This window comes from Pseudomonas sp. HMWF006 (genome assembly GCF_003061205.1).
In the GTDB taxonomy this organism is placed as follows: Bacteria; Pseudomonadota; Gammaproteobacteria; order Pseudomonadales; family Pseudomonadaceae; genus Aquipseudomonas; species Aquipseudomonas monsensis.
Genome location: NZ_QAIU01000084.1, coordinates 1 through 2415, shown reverse-complemented (window position 1 = coordinate 2415; position 2415 = coordinate 1). Strand labels below are relative to the sequence as shown.

At 62.2% G+C, this 2415-nt stretch carries 3 protein-coding genes; 2 read left to right on the top strand and 1 reads right to left on the bottom strand.

Translation table 11 applies throughout. The features are described from left to right. Positions 1-1441: DHA2 family efflux MFS transporter permease subunit (locus tag DBR24_RS03255; protein WP_128613867.1), on the top strand; the 1441-nt coding region annotated here is incomplete at its 5' end. 138 nt (positions 1442-1579) lie between these two features. On the opposite strand, the gene DBR24_RS03250 is transcribed toward DBR24_RS03255, so the two are convergent. Then, positions 1580-2020 (bottom strand): carboxymuconolactone decarboxylase family protein, encoded by a 441-nt coding sequence (locus DBR24_RS03250; RefSeq protein WP_128613866.1) that lies wholly within the window; start codon positions 2018-2020, stop codon positions 1580-1582. 186 nt (positions 2021-2206) lie between these two features. Between DBR24_RS03250 and DBR24_RS03245 the strand changes: the two genes are divergently transcribed. After that, positions 2207-2415: hypothetical protein (locus DBR24_RS03245; protein WP_128613865.1), on the top strand; the 209-nt coding region annotated here is incomplete at its 3' end.

Sequence of the window (2415 nt, the reverse complement as noted above, 5' to 3'; positions counted from 1 at the left end):
CGGCGGACTGTCCGCCGGCACCGACGAAACCGCATGGGTGCAGACCAGTTACCTGATTGCCGAAATCATCGTGATTCCGCTGTCGGGCTGGCTGTCGCGGGTGTTCTCCACGCGCTGGCTGTTCTGCGCTTCGGCCGTCGGTTTCACCGTCGCCAGCCTGTTGTGCGGCGTGGCCTGGAACATCCAGAGCATGATCGCTTTTCGCGCGCTGCAAGGGTTTCTCGGCGGCTCGATGATTCCGCTGGTGTTCACCACCGCGTTCTTTTTCTTCACCGGCAAACAACGGGTGATCGCCGCCGCGACCATTGGCGCGGTCGCCTCGCTGGCACCGACACTGGGCCCGGTGATCGGTGGCTGGATCACCGATATTTCCTCGTGGCACTGGCTGTTCTACATCAATCTGGTGCCGGGGATTTTCGTTGCCGTGGCGGTGCCGATGCTGGTGAAAATCGACCAGCCGGAATTGTCCCTGCTCAAGGGTGCGGACTATTTGAGTATGGTGTTTCTCGCGCTGTTTCTCGGCTGCCTGGAATACACCCTCGAAGAAGGCCCGCGCTGGAACTGGTTCAGCGACCAGACCATCCTGACCACTGCGTGGATCAGCGGCCTCGCCGGACTGGCCTTCATCGGCCGCACCTTGTACGTGGCCAATCCGATCGTCGATTTGCGCGCCCTGAAGGATCGCAACTTCGCCCTCGGCTGCTTCTTTTCCTTCGTCACCGGCATCGGCCTGTTCGCGACGATCTACCTCACGCCGCTGTTTCTCGGCCGGGTACGCGGCTACAGCGCGCTGGACATTGGCCTGGCGGTGTTCTCCACGGGCGTGTTCCAGATCATGGCGATTCCGCTGTATGCCTTTCTGGCCAATCGCATGGACCTGCGCTGGATCATGATGATCGGTCTGGGCCTGTTCGCGGTGTCGATGTGGGAATTCAGCCCGATCACTCACGACTGGGGCGCGGGGCAATTGATGTTGCCGCAGGCGTTACGCGGGATCGCCCAGCAACTGGCAGTGCCGCCAGCAGTGACATTGACTTTGGGCGGGTTGGCGCCGGCGCGGCTCAAGCATGCGTCGGGCCTGTTCAACCTGATGCGTAATCTGGGGGGCGCGATTGGCATCGCTGCATGCGCGACCATTCTCAATGACCGCACCAACCTGCATTTCACGCGGTTGGCCGAGCACCTGAACAGCAGCAATGAGGCGATGAATCAGTGGCTGTCCCAGGTCGGCGGCAACCTCGCCGCACTGGGCCAGAGTGGCGACGTCGGGGTCACCGCCAGCTTGCGCCAATTGTGGCTGCTGACCTACCGCGAGGCGCAGACGCAAACCTACGGCGACACCTTCCTGATGATCATGCTGTGCTTCGTCATCGCCACGGCGATGGTGCCCTTGATGCGCAAGGTGCAACCACCGGCCGCGCCGAGTGCCGATGCGCATTGATCCCGTATTTTACGTTCACCCACTTCCCCCCTGTAGGAGTGAGCCTGCTCGCGATGGCGGTGTATCAGCGAGGCAGCTGTCGACTGACACAACGCCATCGCGAGCAGGCTGCCTCCCACAGGGGCTATGTGTTGAGGCTTAAGCCTGCGGGGTTTTACGGAAACCCACGGCCAGGCGGTTCCAGCTATTGATGGTGCTGATCGCCACGCTCAGGTCGACCATTTCCTTGGGCGTGAACTGCGCGGCCACCACGTCATAGTCTTCGTCCGGAGCGTGAGTCAGGCTCAGTTGGGTCAGCGATTCGGTCCACAGCAACGCGGCGCGTTCGCGGTCACTGAAGAACGGTGCTTCACGCCAGGCGGTCACGGCAAACAGACGCCGCGAGGTTTCGCCGCCCTTGATCGCGTCGGCGGTGTGCATGTCGATGCAGAACGCACAGCCATTGATTTGCGAGGCACGCAGCTTGACCAGTTCGATCAGGCTCTTTTCCAGTGGCAGTTTGGAAACGGCGGGTTTCAGGGCGATCATCGCTTTCAGCGCGTCTGGGGAGGCGGTGTAGAAATCGGTACGAGGTTTCATGGTGACTCCGGGCAGCAAGTGAAGGTGTGGCTACGTTAGCCCCCGCTCTGCTCTCGGCAAATAGCCAATATTCGCGAAGATCAGGAGGCCACTCGCACCCGGCGTTGACCACTGGTCAGCCCATCGGCACCAAGGCGTCGGCGCGTCAGACCAATATCAGGTCAATCCCCTTTCTGGAGACGCACCATGATCACGCGCAAACTCACTTCATTATTCCTCGCCGGCCTGCTCGCCACGGCTTCGGCGGCCAGCTTCGCCGCCAACGATGGCGCGGATGCCACCGGCACCCAATCCGGCGGTGCCACCGGCTCGACCATGCCCCCGGACAACACGCCGGGCGCGCCTTCCGGCGGTAGCAGTTCAGGTGGCTCGGGGTCGGGCACCGGCACCAATGG